Genomic DNA, 15203 nt, shown 5'->3' on the forward strand with positions numbered 1-15203 from the left:
TCAGTATGAAGGCGACCCATGAACAAGCGAATTATCAAGCTCGCAGATGCGAGCCACAGTCTGTTTTCCCGCTTTGTCGATTTGGTGGGAATTTCAGTCTCAATGGTGCTGCTCTCGCGGCACTTCGGTTTGTTTCATGGATTGGACGAGATGTCTCTGACCACGCTGGGCATGGTGGTCTTCTTTCTGGTTTCCCAGAATACCGGGCTTTATTGCAGCCGGGTTCGTAAATATTTGGCGCAGTCTCTGCTGCGCCTCATCTTCTCCTGGTTGGTAACAGCGACCCTGCTCTACCTGCTGGTCTATCTGGTTCCCCTCTTCAAACCTTACCACCCTTTCCCGCAGGAGCTGGCTGTGCTCTGGCTTGCCATGGCCTGCCTTATTTCCACCGGTTATCGGGTGCTGTACCGGCTGGTGACCCTCTGGTTCAGTCGCTCCTCCTGTTGTCGCCGCGTAGCCATTATCGGAGTCACGCCTGCCGGGTTGGCATTGGAGAAATCCCTGTGGGAGAGCCCGCGTCACGATATTCAGATGCTCGGTTTTTTCGATGCCCGTAGCGAAGAGCGTTTCGGTTACCCGACTCGCAGCCCCTTGCTGGGTGAGGTCGATGAACTGCTTGAGCTGGCTCGCAAAGGGCTGGTCGACGAAGTCTATCTGGCGCTGCCCCTGACTGCCCGGGAGCGCATCAATCACTACCTCTACGAACTCTCCGACACTACGGTCGATACTTATCTGGTACCTGATTTCTACGAGTACGGCCTGACCGTATCTCATATCGATCGGGTCGGCGATATCTATACCTTCAGCTTTTTCGATTCTCCGTTTGAAGGGGGGGCAGCCCTGCTCAAACGCATTGAAGATCTGGTTCTGGGCTCACTTATTTTGCTGCTCATCTCTCCGGTCATGGCGCTGGTGGCACTCGGGGTGCGTCTCTCTTCACCCGGACCTGTACTCTTCAAGCAGGATCGCTACGGTTTGGGGGGAAAACGGATACAGGTATGGAAATTCCGCTCCATGCGCGTCATGGAGAATGATGCCGTGGTGACTCAGGCTACCAGAGGCGATCCCAGAGTGACGCCATTCGGTGCATTCTTGCGTCGCACCTCGCTGGATGAGTTGCCACAATTTTTCAATGTAATTCAGGGCTCCATGTCGATCGTGGGACCGCGGCCCCATGCCGTGGCGCACAATGAGCAGTATCGTTCTCTGGTTGATCGCTACATGCTTCGCCACAAGGTAAAACCGGGGATTACGGGATTGGCCCAGATAAATGGATTTCGTGGCGAAACCGACACCCTCGACAAGATGGAGATGCGGGTCAAGTTCGATCTCAAGTACATCCAGTACTGGTCACTCTGGCTGGATTTAAAAATCATTTTCCTGACAGTATTCAAGGGGTTTGTCGGTGCATCCGCTTACTAGCCTCATTTGCGCCGGAGTGCTGCTCTCCCCCTCTCTTTCTGTCCATGCCGAGGTTTCTCCCGTATCCCATCAGGGGCCGCTTGGTCTGGAGATCCAGACCGATGTGGAGAATCGTTATGGTCACGACAGCAACCTATTGTGGCAGCGCGACAGTAGTCAGGCGATAGGCTCAGATTTCATCGGGATCACCCCGGAATTTCGCATGGTGGGCGAACGCGGTCTGGATCGCTATCAGTTCAGCTATCTGGGTGACTATCGTCGCTATGACAGCAGTCATGCCGATGACTATGCCGATCACCAATTCCAGTTTGACGGCAGCTGGCGTTTCTCCCTGCGCAACGCCTTCAAGCTGATGTACCAGTATCGGCTGGGCCATGAGGCGCGTGGCGAGGGGCTGACTGAAGGCTTTATGTTGCGGGGAGATATTTCTCCCTGTCCCAGCGACGCTGATGAGAAGGAAGGTCGTGCGCTCTGTGGTGATGGTACATTTGGCAGATTTCAGATAAATGAGCCGCTGCGGTTCAAACGCAGCGAAGTAGGTGGCCGTTACAGTTACGGCGCTCCCGATGCCAGAGGCAAGCTGGAGCTGGCGCTCTCCCACAAGGATCTGGGCTATCTCGACAAGCACCTCTACCAGCATGACTTTGAACGCTATATGGCCGAGCAGGAGTGGCAGGAGAACACCGCTATTGTCGAGCTGTTCGATCAGGTGAGTCATGTCAGCCGTTTTCGTTACACCCTGCAGACCAATCTGCGACGCTATCCGGCCAATCCGCGCAAGGATTCCGACGAATTTTTCCTTATCACAGGGGTGATGAGCCAGATGACCGGCAAGACCCGGATCGATGCCAATATCGGCGGGATCTACAAGCGTTTCGTCAACGATCCGCAGGCAGAGAGTTTCAAAGGGCTGAACTGGGATCTGCGTTTGGAGTGGCAACCGCTCGATTACAGCAAGCTCGCGCTGCTCTCCAGCCGGACCATTCGTGATCCGGGTGGTGACGGCGGCTATGTCAGCAGCCAGCTATATGGCGCCGAGTGGCAGCACCACTGGTCACCCGGAGTGGCGACCACGCTCTCTTATCACGATATCCGGGATGATTATCACCAGTCGGTGGTCTGTGGTAACGACAACCGCCACCGTCAGGACGACATCCATCGCTGGGGCATGGGCATCAGCTACGACATTCGTCCCTCCGTCAATCTGGGGCTCCACTACCTGCAGGCCGACTCCGGTTCCAGCTTTGCCGGGCAGCCCATCGACATCGGCGGCAATTGCTATGGCCGTGCCCTCGGTTACGACAAACAACAGCTTTCTCTTTCACTCAAGGTAGCCATTTAACATGAACAAAAGCGTGATGGTGCTTCTGCTTGGCTGGTTGTTCAGCCTGTCGGTCTGGGCTGGCCAGGGCCCGCAAGGCAACGATTCCGCCTACCGGCTTGCGCCGGGTGACGAGGTTGAAATCCGGGTGTATGGCGAGCCGGATCTGTCGATGAAGTTCAAGGTTGATACCAGTGGTCAGGTCAATTACCCCTATCTGGGTCAGGTGCTGCTGATGGGCCACACCACCACTGAGGTGGCCGAGCTGCTGACCAGAGGGCTCAAGCACGGCGTGCTGCTCGACCCCATGGTGACGGTCAACGTGACCACTTTTCGTCAGGTGTTTGTAGCTGGTGAGGTGGCTCACCCGGGTGGCTACGAATACCAGCCCGGCCTGACGGTGGAGAAGGCCGTCGCGCTGGCGGGTGGTTTCACCGATCGCGCCGCTAGACGGGATATCAGCCTGCGCCGCAATGGCAGCGATCAGTTGCTGGAAGAGGTGAGCCTGCAACGGCAACTCAATCCCGGCGACATCATCACCATCGAACAAAGTTTCTTCTGATCCAGGACGCTCTTCATGACTTCATTGTTGGTTGAAAATGGCCGTGCGCTAGAGAGCCGCCTCGATTTCAGCGGCCCCTGGCGGGTGCTCAAGGCAAACTGGTGGAAGGTGGTGCTGTTTGCCGCCGTGGTGACCCTTGTGGCAGCCCCCTTTATCCTCAGCATGCCACCCTACTACCAGTCCAGTGCGACCCTGCTGCTGAAGGCTGATGCCAACAGCGCTTCACCTATCGAGCCCGTCTATCGGGTTGATACCAGCCGCCGCGAGTACTACAACACCCAGTTCGAGCTGCTCAAGTCACGCCGGGTGGCCGAGAAGGTGGTCACTCATCTGGGCTTGGCCGAGTTGCCGGAATTCAACGGGCAGCCCAATCCGGACAGCTGGTTTAGCCGCATCAAGGGATTCTGGAGTGCCGGACATCAGGAGGATGCCTCCTCACGAAACCAGCACGCAATGGAGTATCTGGCTAAACATCTTTCTATTTCGCCGGTGCGCGATACCCAGCTGGTCAGCATCGGGTTCGAATCCCGCTCTCCCGAGCTGGCCGCTAGCGTCGCCAATGAGGTGGCCCAGACCTACATCGATCTCAATGTGGAGGAGCGGGTCGATGCCAACACCACGGCATCGCACTGGAACCAGAGCCGGTTGGTCGAGATAAAGGCCAGTCTGGAGAAGCAGGAGAAGCAGCTCGGCGATTTTCTTGCCCGCAATGATCTGCTGACGTTTCGCGGCGTAGATGGTTTGCAAACCGAAGAGCTCGGCATCATCACCAACAAGTACGCGGATGCCCGCGAGCGGCGGCTGGCGGCGCAGGCCGAATTCCAGTCCATTCAGGAGTACGGCCGCAATCCGGCGGCGCTGGCCTCCCTGCCCGAGGTCTCCAACCATCCCCAGATGCAGGATCTGCGCATCGCCCTCATCAAGGCCCAGCAGGAGCTCTCTGAGCTGGCCAAGCGTTATGGCCCCAAGCATGACCGTATTCTGCAGGCCGAAGCGCGCATCAAGGCGCTCAATACCCAGTCAAACCAGCTGATGCGGGAGATTGCCGACGGTATCGAGGATCGCTACCAGAGCAGCCAGCGCAAGGAGCAGGAGTACCTTGCCCAGCTTGACGAGAAGAAGCGGGAGTTCTCCTCGCTGGCAGTCAAGAAGGATGAGTACAACAATCTGAAGAACAATATCGACAAGACCCGTCAGCTCTATAACGAGCTGTTCCGCCGTCAGGAAGAGACCCGCCTGAACGCTCAGTTGCACGAGTCGAATGCCATCCTCTACGATGCTGCATCGGTGCCCTTGTTGCCAGCCAAGCCAAACAAGATGCTGTTTCTGCTGATGGTGGTGATCATGGCGGGCATGGTTGCCGTGCTGGCCGTCATCACTGCCGGAGCACTGCGCAATACCCTGGATCGTCTGAGCCAGCTGGTCTCCCAGCTCGGTGGGCGGGTGCTTGGCGAAATCCCGCGGCTGCCAGCCTTGCAGGATCAGAGTGCCCTGCTGCGGGTGGGAGCGGTCAATCCCAGAGTAGGTGCCAGTGCCGATGACCTCTACGCCATTATGCGGCTGGAGTCGGGTCAGCTGCAGCGCATCATGATCACCTCGACCCGTGCTGGTGAGGGCAAGTCAACGCTGGCGGCACTTTGCGCCGCCAGCTTTGCCCGCCATGAGCGGGTGCTGCTGGTGGATGGGGATCTGCGCCGGGGCGCCCTCGGTCGCCAGTTGCTGGGGCAGGAAGCCAGACCGGGGTTGGCCGAGCTGCTCTCAGGCGAAGCCGACTTGGCTGCCTGTCTGGTGCCAAAAGAGGGATTGACCCTGCTGCCTGCTGGTCAGCCGGTATCTTCCCCGCTGGCACTGCTTGGTTCCCCGCGCTGGAGCGAACTGCTGGCAACCCTTGCCGGGCAATTTGACCGCATCATAGTGGACACTCCTGCGCTGGAGGTCGGCAAGGATGCTCTGCTGCTGGGGCAACCGCTGGATGGTGCCATTCATGTGGTTCAGTCCGGGCAACTGCCGGCCAGCCGGGTGCTGAGCGTGCTGGCACAGTTGCGGGATGCCAGAGTGGCGGTTCTGGGGACTGTGCTGACCCAGGTCGCCGAGCGGGATCTGGAAGGGGCTGAGAACCTGAGATTCTGTGGTGCTCCCACCCGGGGCGCACTATGAAACTGCTGCGCAGCATCACCACCATAGGTGGTGCTTCCGTGCTATCCCAGCTGATCGGGGCGCTCTCGGTCTGGTCACTTTCGCACAAGTTCGACATGGCTGCGGTCGGGCTCTATGCCCTCAGCTACAGTCTGGTGCTGATCGGTGCCCAACTTGCCACCTTTGCCTCGCAACTGCTGTTGCCCAAGCTGGAGGAGGCCGAGCTGCCCGGCAACCTGATCTTTTCCCTGTTGCAGGTCTGGCTGCTCCCCATCCCCTATGTGCTGGTGGTGGTCTGCTTTTTCTCGCTGTCGCTCTGGCCGCTCTACCTGCTGACCGTGACCCACGGGCTGATCCTCATCGCCGAGAATCTGGCTCTGCGGGCCGGTCACTACCAGCGGCTCGGTCTGCAGCGTATCTCGGCCTCTGCGGTGGTGCTGCTCTGCCTGCTGCTTGCCCCTGACATGGTGCACTTTTATCAGTTATGGGCCTGTCTGTTGCTGCTGGTGATCGGGGGCTGGTTGTGGTCTGCCTTTGCCTGGCACAGTGCCATGCTGAGGGAGGCTTCCCCGCGTCGCCTGCTGCACTTCTTCTCCCGCCATAAAGCGCATCTGGCTGGTGTCGGCAGTGCCGAAGTGCTGGCGATGGTGACGGCCAATCTGCCAACCGTGTTGATCAACTTCTGGTTTTCCCCTTTGGTGGCGGGCTACTTTGCCGTGGTCAACCGCTTCTGTCTGGCGCCCGTGGTGATTGTCGGCAACGCCATCCGCCACTCCATCTTCTCGCGATGGTCGGAGGATTTCCGCCTGCGCCGTTTCAACGGGGAGGAGTTTCGCAAGGTGAAGCGGCTGCTGCTGGCGATGGGCAGTGCGGCCACCCTCGGGATCCTCATCTGCTATCCGCTGGTGATGAAGTGGTTCTTCAATGCGGAGTGGATCGCCTCCATCGATACCTCCCGCTACATGTTGCCTTATGTGTTTACTGCGGTAGCCATCTGCCCGCTGACCGTAATCGAGCTGGTGTTCGGCTCGCCCCGCTACTTTTTGCGGATCCAGCTTGAGCAGCTGCTGGTCGTGGTGATCGCCTTCGTGCTGATGCCCTGGCTGCAACAGGAGTACGAGCTTTGTGTGCTGGCCTTTTCTTTGCTGACTGCGGTGCGCTACGGCTTCGTCTTTTTGCGGGTCAACCGCCGGGCTGCAGAGTTGCAGGGGCGGATGGAGCTGGCACAGTGAACAGTGCCTTTATCATGCAGGCCAATCTGCTGTTGTCGCTGGTGATCTGCGGCCTGGCCCAGTACGTCACCGGCATTACAGCCTTCCTCTGGCTGCCCTTCCTGCTGGCGATTGCCACCTTGATGTTGCTGCCGCTGCAGACGCGTTACAGCCCGCTGCGGCTCGACTATCAGGAGAAGGTGCTGCTGCTGCTCTACTGTGGCTTGCTGGTGCTGGCGCTGCTGGGCACCCTGCTTCAGCAGGGGGGCATGGTGACTATCATCGGTTTCAAGAACGAGCTGGCGCTCTCTCTGCTGCTCCCCTGCCTGTTACTGGGCTTCTGCCGCGAGTCACAGATTTACCGCATCATGAAGCTGGTGGAGTGGGTCTTCTACCTGCAGATCCCGGTGGTGCTGTTTCAGGTGCTGGTGGTGGTGCCGAAACGAGTGGCACTGCGTGGCGAGTTTGAAAAGTGGGACTCGGTGGTCGGCACCTTCGGGGGGGATCCCATGGGGGGCGGCAATACCGGTGCTCTCGGCTTCTTCTGTCTGCTGGTGATGCTGATCAAGCTATCCGAGTTTCGCCATGGCCTCATTTCGCGTCGTTCGGTTGCTTTTCACATTCTTGCCGCCTTTGCCATCTGCGTGCTGGCCGAGGTGAAGTTCGTTATCCTGCTGTCCCCCTTGCTGCTGGCCTGGGTCTGGCTCTCTCCAAGCTATGTCAGGGGGATGAAAAGCTATGACCTCAAGCGTCTGCTGCTGATTGCGCTGGCGATGACGGCGTTGGTGGCAGCGGCCGTTCTGGTGCTGGCTGCCTCCTACTCATCCGCATTCGAGGGGGCCGGACAACAGGGGGCCATTGAGCTGTTTATCGACTCCCTCGGCTATATCTTCGATCCCAACCACATCAATCCGGAAACCGGCGAGCTGGGGCGGGTGACGACGCTCTTTTTCTGGGCCAGCAACGGTGATCACCACGGTCTCAGCAATCTGCTGTTTGGTTATGGCCTCAACACCACTAACCATGGCAGCACCCTGCCCGGTTTTCTCAACCCCCTGTTCAACGTGCTGCTCGACTCCACCTCCCTCAGCGTGTTGCTGTGGGAGGTGGGACTGATGGGCACCCTGATCTTCATCGCGCTGATCGTTCTGCTGCTCTGGTGCTGCCGTCCCCGACCGTTGCTGGATCGCCAGCTGCTGAGTGCGGCAGATGTGCGTCTGCTCAGCTACCAACCCGCTTTCATCGCGTTCGGGATCGCCTGCCTGCTGAGCTTGCCTTACAGCCAGCTGCTGATGCTGATCCCGGTACAGCAGTTCCTCTTCTATTTCGTGCTGGGTGCCGCCCTGGTGATCCGTTCTTCGGTTCGGCAGGCCACCCGTTCCTGTGAGGTGTCATGACTCCATCCCCCCTTATCTCCGTCATCATCAAGACCTACAACGAGGAGGCAGGGATTGCCGACACCATAGCAAGCATCAGGAGCGCTCTGGCCGACTATTCCCACCAGATTATCGTGGCGGACAGTCTCTCGACCGACCGCACCCAGGCGATTGCCTGCCAGCTGGGTGTGACTGTCGTCAGCCTGACCAACCCGGCCGATCGCTGTTGCGGCGTGGGGCCACAGCTTGGCTACCTCTTCAGCGAAGGGGAGTTCCTGCTGCTGCTCGATGGCGACATGAAGCTGGAGCCGGAGTTTGTGCCGGCCGCCCTTGCGCACATGCACTCCCACCCCGAATGCGGTGGAGTGGCCGGGCGGGCCGAGATGGATGATGCCCACAGCTATGAGTTCAAGTCGCGCAAGCAGCGCATCAACCAGATCTATCCGCTGGGCGAGTCGCGCTGGCTGTGTGGTGGCGGCCTGTTTCGACGCAGCGCCATCGAGCAGATCGGCTATCTCACCAATCGCAACCTGCACGGTTACGAAGAGGCGGAGCTGGGTATCCGGCTGCGTCAGGCGGGCTATCGGCTGGAGCGGCTCGATGTCCCCTTCTTCTTTCACACCTCCCACACCATGGACTCCCTTGCCCTGATCCGTTACCGCTGGCGCATGGGGTATTTGTTTGCCAGCGGCGAGCTGGTGCGCTCGGCGTGGGGGCAGCCCTATTTTCGCGAGGTGCTGTCGGTGATCCGCTCTGAGCTGCTGTTCGGACTCTACCTGCTGACACTCCTGTTCTGCGTGCTGCTTTTCGTAGCCGGACTGCCGTTCTGGTTGCCGTTGCTGGCACTGACACCGCTGGGTGGCTTCATCGCTCTCAAGTGGTTGAAGAACCGCTCCCTGCAAGATGCCCTGCGCAGTGTCATGAACCTCTCCATCTATGCAGCCGGGCTGGTGCGCGGCCTGCTGTTGCCCCAGCGTTCTCCGCGCGAGGCGCCCGCCCATCGTCTGATCCAGGAGTCATTGCCGTGAAGGTGCTCTTTGCCAACAAGTTCTTTTTCATGAAGGGAGGTGCCGAGACCGTCCTCTTTCAGGAGCGGGAGATGGTGCGTCAGGCGGGTTATCAGGTGCTCGACTTTGCCATGCAGCATCCGGATAACCTCCCCTCGCCCCAGAGCGGCTACTTTCCGGCCAACGTCGATTATCACCAGCGGCACGGGCTCTTCGATCGGCTGAAGATCGCCGCTCGCTTCATTCACAATCAGGAGGCCTGTGATCGGCTGGCGGAGCTTATCCGTGCCGAGCGGCCCGATATCGTTCACTTTCACAACATCTACCACCAGCTCACCCCGGCGATCATCCGGGTGGCCAAATCCCTGGGCTGCAAGACGGTGCTGACAGCCCACGACTACAAGGTGGCCTGTCCCAACTACAGCATGCTGGTCGATGGCGAGCCGTTCGATCTGACCCGGATCGAGGGTTCCTGGCTCAAGCTGTTTCGCCATCAGTGGCAGGAGGGGTCATGGGGCAAGAGCCTGCTGCTCTCTGCCGAGGCGGCCTGGCAGCAGTGGCGCCGCAACTATGAGCAGGTCGATGCATTGGTGGCGCCGAGCGCCTTCATGGCCGGGATGCTTCGCACCCGGCTGCCCGCTTCCCGCATCGAGGTGATCCTCAATGGTATAGATGTCGAGTCGAGCCGCGAAAGCGGAGAGGATCGGGGGTACTTTCTGTTCCTCGGGCGCCTGATGGCCGAGAAAGGGGTCGAGACGCTTGCCCGTGCCCATCAGCGCATGACTCGGCCAGCGGGCCTCAAAATTGTGGGCGGTGGCCCGCTGCTGGCGCACCTCGGGCAGCATTATCCCAATGCCGAACTGCTGGGGTTCAAGCAGGGGGAAGCGTTGCTCGATCTGCTGCGCCACGCCAAGGCCGTGGTGGTGCCGTCCGAGTGGTACGAGAACTGCTCCATGTCGGTACTGGAGGCGATGGCCTATGGCAAACCGGTGATCGGGGCTCGAATTGGCGGGATTCCGGAGCAGATCCGCGACGGTCTCGATGGCCTGCTGTTCGAGGCGGGCAATGCCGACGAGCTGGCCCGCTGCATGGACAGGCTGGTGGCCGAGCCGGAGCAGACGGCGGCCATGGGGCGTTCGGCCCGCCAGCGGCTGATCGACAACTACTCCCTCGCCAGCCACCAGCAAGTCCTGCTGGCGCTCTACCAGTCGTTGCTGGAGGAGAAACGGAGATGAGTTTTTGGCACGAGTTGAAAGCCGAACTGGCGCTCAATCCGAGCAAGACGGCGCGCTTGTTCCTGCTCTGCTACCGGCTGGCACAGGGAGGCCGCTTTCTGGCGTTACCCGGCTTGCTGCTGCTCAAGGGATTCAAGCTGCTGTGCGGCCTCGATATCTCGCCAAGAGCCCGGCTGGGTTGGGGTCTGCGCCTCTATCACCCGCAGAATATCGTCATCGGTGACGGTGTGCAGATGGGGCGTGACTGTACTCTGCGCCACAACTGCACTCTGGGCAACAAGCCTGATCGCCAAAGCGGCGAGCTCCTCTCGCCCACCGTGGGGGACGGGGTCGAGTTCGGCACCGGCGCCATCGTTATCGGGGCCATCGCCATTGGTGATCATGCCTGTGTCGGTGCCGGTGCCGTCGTTACTCGTTCCGTCCCGGCTCGCGCCGTTGTTGCGGGCAATCCCGCCAGAATCATTCGAGAAGATCATGAAGCAGATTAGTGTGACCGTGCTCGGTACCCGGGGGATCCCCCATGTACTGGGCGGTGTCGAAACCCATTGTCAGTCCCTCTATCCGGAGCTGCACCGCCAGTTCGAAGTGGCGGCGACCGTACTGGCTCGCGCCCCCTATGTGAGTTACCGAAGCGGCGAGTTTGAAGGAGTGGCTCTCGAGGCGTTGCCCGCCCCCAAAAAGAAGTCGCTGGAGGCAATCCTCCACTCTCTGCTCGCGGCTTTTTACTGCCGCAGCCATGCCTGCGATCTGGTGCATGTCCATGCCATCGGTCCGGGGCTGGTGGTGCCGCTGCTGAGGTTGCTTGGCAAACGGGTGGTCTTTACCCATCACGGCCCCGACTATGACCGCCAGAAGTGGGGGGGGCTGGCCAAGTGGGTATTACGCCTTGGCGAGCGCTGGGCGGTACGTTATGCCAGCGAGGTGATCGTCATCTCCGAAGTGATCAACGAGGCGATCCGCCGCCAGTACGATCGCCAGGATGCCCACCTCATCTACAACGGGGTGAAACGGGTCGAGTTGCCGGCAGCGGACAAGAGGGAGCTGACGCTGGCCCGTTTCGGACTGACCGCTGGCAGCTATCTGGTGGCGGTGGGCCGCTTCGTCGAAGAGAAGGGGCTGCACGATCTCATCGCCGCCTACCGCCAGCTCGATACCGAGCTGCCGCTGGTGCTGGTGGGGGATACGGATCACCCGACCCCCTACAGCGAGCGCCTGCTGCGCATAGCGGATGAAACACCGGGGGTGATCCGTACCGGTTTCCTCAATGGCGAGGCGCTGATCAGCGTCTTTTCACAGGCTACCCTGTTTGCCATGCCCTCTTATCACGAGGGGTTGCCGATAGCCCTGCTGGAGGCGCTCTCCTTCTCCCTGCCGGTGGTGGTGAGCGACATTCCCGCCAATCTGGCGGTGGCGCTGCAACAGGAGTGCTATTTCCCGGTCGGCGATGTGAGTGCGCTGGCAGAGCGACTCAACGCCCAGCTGCCTCGCGGCAAGGTCGATTACAGCGACTATCTGCAGCGGTATGACTGGCAGCGGATCGCCGGCCAGACCATGGCGGTCTACCGCAAGGCTCTGGGCATATCCGCAGGAGAAAACCAATGAGCCAATTACCGCAGAAACCGCAGGGGGCGATCGACCGCTTCTACCGTGCTCTCTCCCCCGAGGTGGCCGAGAGCCTGAGTGAAACTCAGCGCGACGGTATCGAGCAGGCGCTGCGGCTGATGAGTGATGGCAAGTCGCACGCCATCAACGTCAACAGCGCCTTCGGCATCGGTCGCTGGCGCTGCTATCTGGTGGTGTTGATGGGACGGGATCGCCGTCATCGCGGGCGGGAAAGCGGCTTTCGCTTTCACCTCAAGGTGCTGCTGACCACCCTGCTGTTGCTGCTGGGGATCTGCGGTATGGTGCTGCTGCTCTATCTGGTGAAGTCAGCCCTTGGCATCGACATCTTCAAGCACTTCTCGTTCGGGGTGTGGGATCTGTTCAAAAAGAGTGTGCTGATGTGACGAAAGAGGGCTCCCGCGGGAGCCCTCTTTCGTTACTGGATGTCGATCTCGGCCAGACGATACCAGCCACTCTCTTCCAGACCTGCAATACCGAGCTGCAGGGCGGGCTGCTTGTCCTGACCGATGAAGGCCAGCTCGAGATAGTAGTGACCGCGTGCCATCCGGCCCGGCAGGGTCAGGCTGTCGCGAGTGGTAGCCTTGCTGCCCGGGATCCAGCGGGTCATGTCGTTGCGGGTCACCAGCATGGCGCCGACCTGGCCTTCCTCGTTGACCAGCCGGTAAGTGAGCGGCCAGTTGCGATAGGCCGGCGCTACCCCGTCGTTGTGCCAGTTGCCGTTGAGGGTAAGGGTAGCCCCCGGCTTCATGGTTCCCTTGAGGATCAGCTGGTCCAGCACGATGCGATAGCCCAGCTTGCGCAGGGCATTGTCGACGATGGGTCGATATTGGGGGGGAACCGGATCCGACTTGAGATTGATGGTGGAGGCGTGTTGGGCCAGCGCCCAGTCAAAGGTGGCCTTGACCTCCTCCATGGTGTACTGCTGTTGGCCTGGCCACTCGCTCAGCTTGCCGCACACCTCGAAACTGACCGGCGCCCGCTGCCAGCTGGAATCGAAGTTCGCCACATCGGTGCGGGCGCTCGCCAGTCGTTCCGGGTAGGCGTTGCGCATGTGGCTCCAGCTTTGGGAGAAGTGGTGCCAGTCGCCGAGGCAGTCTGCCCGCCAGCCAGCTCCCTTGCCCACGGCATACTCGAACATGGGCAGGTTGTTGATCAGCATCAGCTTGGGGGTTCGCGGAAAAGCGGCCATCTGCAGGTCAACATAGGGTTTGAGCTGCTCGCTGCTGTAGCGCTGTTCCAGCGTTGGGCCGGGGAAGTTGCTCATGTGCCACTCTCCCCATGAACCTATCATGCCGATGTCGACATGACTCAGCGCCGGGTTGCCATCGTAATGGTCTCCCAGCGCCTGGAACAGCCGGGTGGCCCGGGCGAGGAACTGCGGGTCGCTGTAGTCGGGCACAAAGGTCTGGTGGTTGTTCACCCACTCTCCCCGAATCCCCTTGTTGATGAGCCACTCCGGGATCTTGCTGCCCGAGAAGGGCTCATCAAGGGTCATGACCCTGAGGGCAATCGATTGTTTCGGGGTGGCGTGCTGTGCCTGATCGATGGCCCTGTCGATCAGAGCAAAGTTGTATTCGCCCTCCCGTGGTTCCAGCTCGCTCCAGTAGAAGCGGAAGTAGTCGACCGTGCTGACCGGATGTTCAGCCAGAGAGAGGGGATGACCCCAGCTGTTGTGAAACTCTTCGATACCGACGCCGGGATTGTGCAAGAGGTCGTCGACCGGTTCGGGATGAATGGTGAGGGTACCGGCCAGAGCTCCCTGAGCCCATAGCAAGCCGGAATAGAGCAGGATCCTGCCCGGATGCATTTTCATGTGATCGTCCGCCAGTGGAACATGATTGCATGCTAGGAAATTGGCGGACAAAGGCCCAGCCGGTTCCGCTGTTTTCGAGAAGAACCGACTGAAGCCTTTGCTGTTTCGGTCAGAGATTGACGGAGGTTGTGCTCTCAGTCGTCATTGTCATGTCCGGCTGGGTGGGACTCGACACTCTGTTGTCCCATCACCTGATACCAGTCGAGCTTGCGGGTCAGCAGCATGATCAGTGCCAGAGTGGCGAACAACAGCACGGCACCGAGCAGCAGGGCGATCTCTTCGGCCTGCAGCAGGCTGTAGAGGATGGCATAGACCAGCCCGAGCAGCGCTGCGAAGCCGATCCCCTGTTTCGGGCCGCCCAGCACATGGCTCAGATAGAAGCCGTTGAGCAGTACGCTGGCCAGTGCGGCCACCAGATAGGACCAGCCAAAGCCGAGGTGTTCGGTCAGCGCCAGCAGCACCAGATAGAAGATAGCCAGCCCCATGCCCACCAGCGCGTACTGGATCGGGTGAACCCGCAGCCCCTTGAGCAGCTCGAACATAAAGAAGCTGATAAAGGTGAGGCCGATGAAGAGCAGGGCATATTTGGCCGCCCGTTCGTTGAGCTGATAGTGATCCACCGGCTGCACCAGACTGACGCTGAAGGTGGAGAGATTGCTATCGCCCCCGTTCATCATCCGGTTGAAGCGGGTCTCCATGTCGCTGGCGAACCAACTGGTTTGCCAGTTGGCCTCAAACCCTTGTGGACTCAGGGTGCGACTGCCCGGCAGAAAGTCGCCGATAAAGTTGGGATGGGGCCAGTTGCCCGCCAGCAGCAGGGTGCTCTCCTTACCAAGCGGTACTATGTCGAGGGCGTTCATCCCCTGCAGATTGAGCTCCAGATGAAAGGTGCCATCCTGCTGCGGCAGGCTGTCGAGCGGGGCATGGATACCCGCCAGTGCATCACCGAGGCGGGCGCCGGGGGCAAACGGGATCCGCTGTGTGCCGAGTTGCAGTTCGGGGACGCTGTTGATACCGCGGGCATCGGAGAGCACCAGGCTCAGGTAGGGTTTGCCCGCCACCAGCTCGGCCGTTTCACCGAGCGGTGAGGTCGCGTCATTCAGCAGACTCTGCCGGGTTGGCAGGCGGCCCGAGAGGGAGAGGCGGGTCTGATAGACCTGCGCCTGATAGATGCCCAGCTTGCGCGGGGTGACCTCCATGTTGGCCTTGATATCCAACTGCTCCGGCAGCAGGTAGCGGTAGATCTGCTCCTGACGGACGAAGCGCTTGCCATCCTGCTCGACCGTCACCGAACGGGTATAGGGCTGCACCAGGATAGGCCCCATCAGCCGTTGCGGGCCGCTGCTGCTGGCCGTGATGCTGTGAATGGCCTGACTGCGGTAAGCCTGACGCTCCCGGTTCAGCTCCATGATGGATTGCACCGGCACCATCAACAGCAGGCTGAGCAACAGCAGCAGAAATATCTTGTGGGTGAATATCTGTTTGACCATGACACGT

Annotated in this window: 13 protein-coding genes; 11 read left to right on the top strand and 2 right to left on the bottom strand. The window is 60.2% G+C overall.

The window, feature by feature from the left end:
* The first annotated feature begins 18 nt into the window (after nucleotides 1–18).
* Genes OKB77_RS22350 through OKB77_RS22400 form a run of 11 tightly spaced genes read left to right on the top strand, consistent with a single transcriptional unit; the run spans nucleotide 19 to nucleotide 12276 of the window.
* Complete coding sequence (locus tag OKB77_RS22350) at nucleotides 19–1422, top strand: undecaprenyl-phosphate glucose phosphotransferase (protein ID WP_199415661.1); 1404 nt, start codon at nucleotides 19–21, stop codon at nucleotides 1420–1422.
* On the top strand, nucleotides 1406–2764 hold the full coding sequence (locus tag OKB77_RS22355) for an outer membrane beta-barrel protein (RefSeq protein ID WP_148660639.1): 1359 nt from the start codon (nucleotides 1406–1408) through the stop codon (nucleotides 2762–2764). The genes OKB77_RS22350 and OKB77_RS22355 overlap by 17 nt, the downstream gene beginning before the upstream one ends.
* Before the next feature lies 1 nt (nucleotide 2765).
* Nucleotides 2766–3305: a polysaccharide biosynthesis/export family protein gene (locus tag OKB77_RS22360; protein WP_197971566.1), complete on the top strand. Its 540-nt coding sequence runs from the start codon at nucleotides 2766–2768 to the stop codon at nucleotides 3303–3305.
* 15 nt (nucleotides 3306–3320) lie between these two features.
* A complete protein-coding gene (locus OKB77_RS22365) occupies nucleotides 3321–5462 on the top strand; it encodes a GumC family protein (RefSeq protein WP_064339070.1) in 2142 nt (713 codons plus the stop codon).
* Nucleotides 5459–6673: a lipopolysaccharide biosynthesis protein gene (locus OKB77_RS22370; RefSeq protein WP_064339069.1), complete on the top strand. Its 1215-nt coding sequence runs from the start codon at nucleotides 5459–5461 to the stop codon at nucleotides 6671–6673. The genes OKB77_RS22365 and OKB77_RS22370 overlap by 4 nt, the downstream gene beginning before the upstream one ends.
* On the top strand, nucleotides 6670–8049 hold the full coding sequence (locus OKB77_RS22375) for a capsular biosynthesis protein (protein ID WP_232098380.1): 1380 nt from the start codon (nucleotides 6670–6672) through the stop codon (nucleotides 8047–8049). The genes OKB77_RS22370 and OKB77_RS22375 overlap by 4 nt, the downstream gene beginning before the upstream one ends.
* A complete protein-coding gene (locus OKB77_RS22380) occupies nucleotides 8046–9056 on the top strand; it encodes a glycosyltransferase family 2 protein (protein WP_064339068.1) in 1011 nt (336 codons plus the stop codon). The genes OKB77_RS22375 and OKB77_RS22380 overlap by 4 nt, the downstream gene beginning before the upstream one ends.
* Nucleotides 9053–10270 carry a glycosyltransferase family 4 protein gene (locus OKB77_RS22385; protein WP_064339067.1) on the top strand — a complete coding sequence of 406 codons (1218 nt, stop codon included), beginning with the start codon at nucleotides 9053–9055 and terminating at the stop codon, nucleotides 10268–10270. The genes OKB77_RS22380 and OKB77_RS22385 overlap by 4 nt, the downstream gene beginning before the upstream one ends.
* Nucleotides 10267–10758, top strand: a complete 492-nt coding sequence (locus tag OKB77_RS22390) for a serine acetyltransferase (RefSeq protein WP_156854579.1) — start codon at nucleotides 10267–10269, stop codon at nucleotides 10756–10758. The genes OKB77_RS22385 and OKB77_RS22390 overlap by 4 nt, the downstream gene beginning before the upstream one ends.
* Nucleotides 10745–11872, top strand: a complete 1128-nt coding sequence (locus OKB77_RS22395; protein WP_199428619.1) for a glycosyltransferase family 4 protein — start codon at nucleotides 10745–10747, stop codon at nucleotides 11870–11872. The genes OKB77_RS22390 and OKB77_RS22395 overlap by 14 nt, the downstream gene beginning before the upstream one ends.
* The gene (locus tag OKB77_RS22400; protein WP_033115229.1) at nucleotides 11869–12276 is read left to right on the top strand and encodes a hypothetical protein; all 408 of its coding nucleotides are present in this window, start codon (nucleotides 11869–11871) and stop codon (nucleotides 12274–12276) included. The genes OKB77_RS22395 and OKB77_RS22400 overlap by 4 nt, the downstream gene beginning before the upstream one ends.
* A 32-nt stretch (nucleotides 12277–12308) precedes the next feature.
* On the opposite strand, the gene OKB77_RS22405 is transcribed toward OKB77_RS22400, so the two are convergent.
* The gene (locus tag OKB77_RS22405) at nucleotides 12309–13706 is read right to left on the bottom strand and encodes a DUF4832 domain-containing protein (protein WP_064339064.1); all 1398 of its coding nucleotides are present in this window, start codon (nucleotides 13704–13706) and stop codon (nucleotides 12309–12311) included.
* Between the two features lie 134 nt (nucleotides 13707–13840).
* Nucleotides 13841–15196 (bottom strand): cell envelope integrity protein CreD, encoded by a 1356-nt coding sequence (gene creD / locus OKB77_RS22410; protein ID WP_150390040.1) that lies wholly within the window; start codon nucleotides 15194–15196, stop codon nucleotides 13841–13843.
* Between the last annotated feature and the right edge of the window lie 7 nt (nucleotides 15197–15203).

This window comes from Aeromonas sp. Y318-3 (assembly GCF_027706185.1).
Classification (GTDB): Bacteria; Pseudomonadota; Gammaproteobacteria; order Enterobacterales; family Aeromonadaceae; genus Aeromonas; species Aeromonas veronii.

Excerpts from the sequence above, each read along its gene's own strand:
- creD (WP_150390040.1), bottom strand. The coding sequence starts at position 15,196 with ATGGTCAAACAGATATTCACCCACAAGATATTTCTGCTGCTGTTGCTC.
- OKB77_RS22350 (WP_199415661.1), top strand. The coding sequence starts at position 19 with ATGAACAAGCGAATTATCAAGCTCGCAGATGCGAGCCACAGTCTGTTT.
- OKB77_RS22400 (WP_033115229.1), top strand. The coding sequence starts at position 11,869 with ATGAGCCAATTACCGCAGAAACCGCAGGGGGCGATCGACCGCTTCTAC.
- OKB77_RS22370 (WP_064339069.1), top strand. The coding sequence starts at position 5,459 with ATGAAACTGCTGCGCAGCATCACCACCATAGGTGGTGCTTCCGTGCTA.
- OKB77_RS22405 (WP_064339064.1), bottom strand. The coding sequence starts at position 13,706 with ATGAAAATGCATCCGGGCAGGATCCTGCTCTATTCCGGCTTGCTATGG.
- OKB77_RS22380 (WP_064339068.1), top strand. The coding sequence starts at position 8,046 with ATGACTCCATCCCCCCTTATCTCCGTCATCATCAAGACCTACAACGAG.
- OKB77_RS22395 (WP_199428619.1), top strand. The coding sequence starts at position 10,745 with ATGAAGCAGATTAGTGTGACCGTGCTCGGTACCCGGGGGATCCCCCAT.
- OKB77_RS22365 (WP_064339070.1), top strand. The coding sequence starts at position 3,321 with ATGACTTCATTGTTGGTTGAAAATGGCCGTGCGCTAGAGAGCCGCCTC.
- OKB77_RS22360 (WP_197971566.1), top strand. The coding sequence starts at position 2,766 with ATGAACAAAAGCGTGATGGTGCTTCTGCTTGGCTGGTTGTTCAGCCTG.
- OKB77_RS22390 (WP_156854579.1), top strand. The coding sequence starts at position 10,267 with ATGAGTTTTTGGCACGAGTTGAAAGCCGAACTGGCGCTCAATCCGAGC.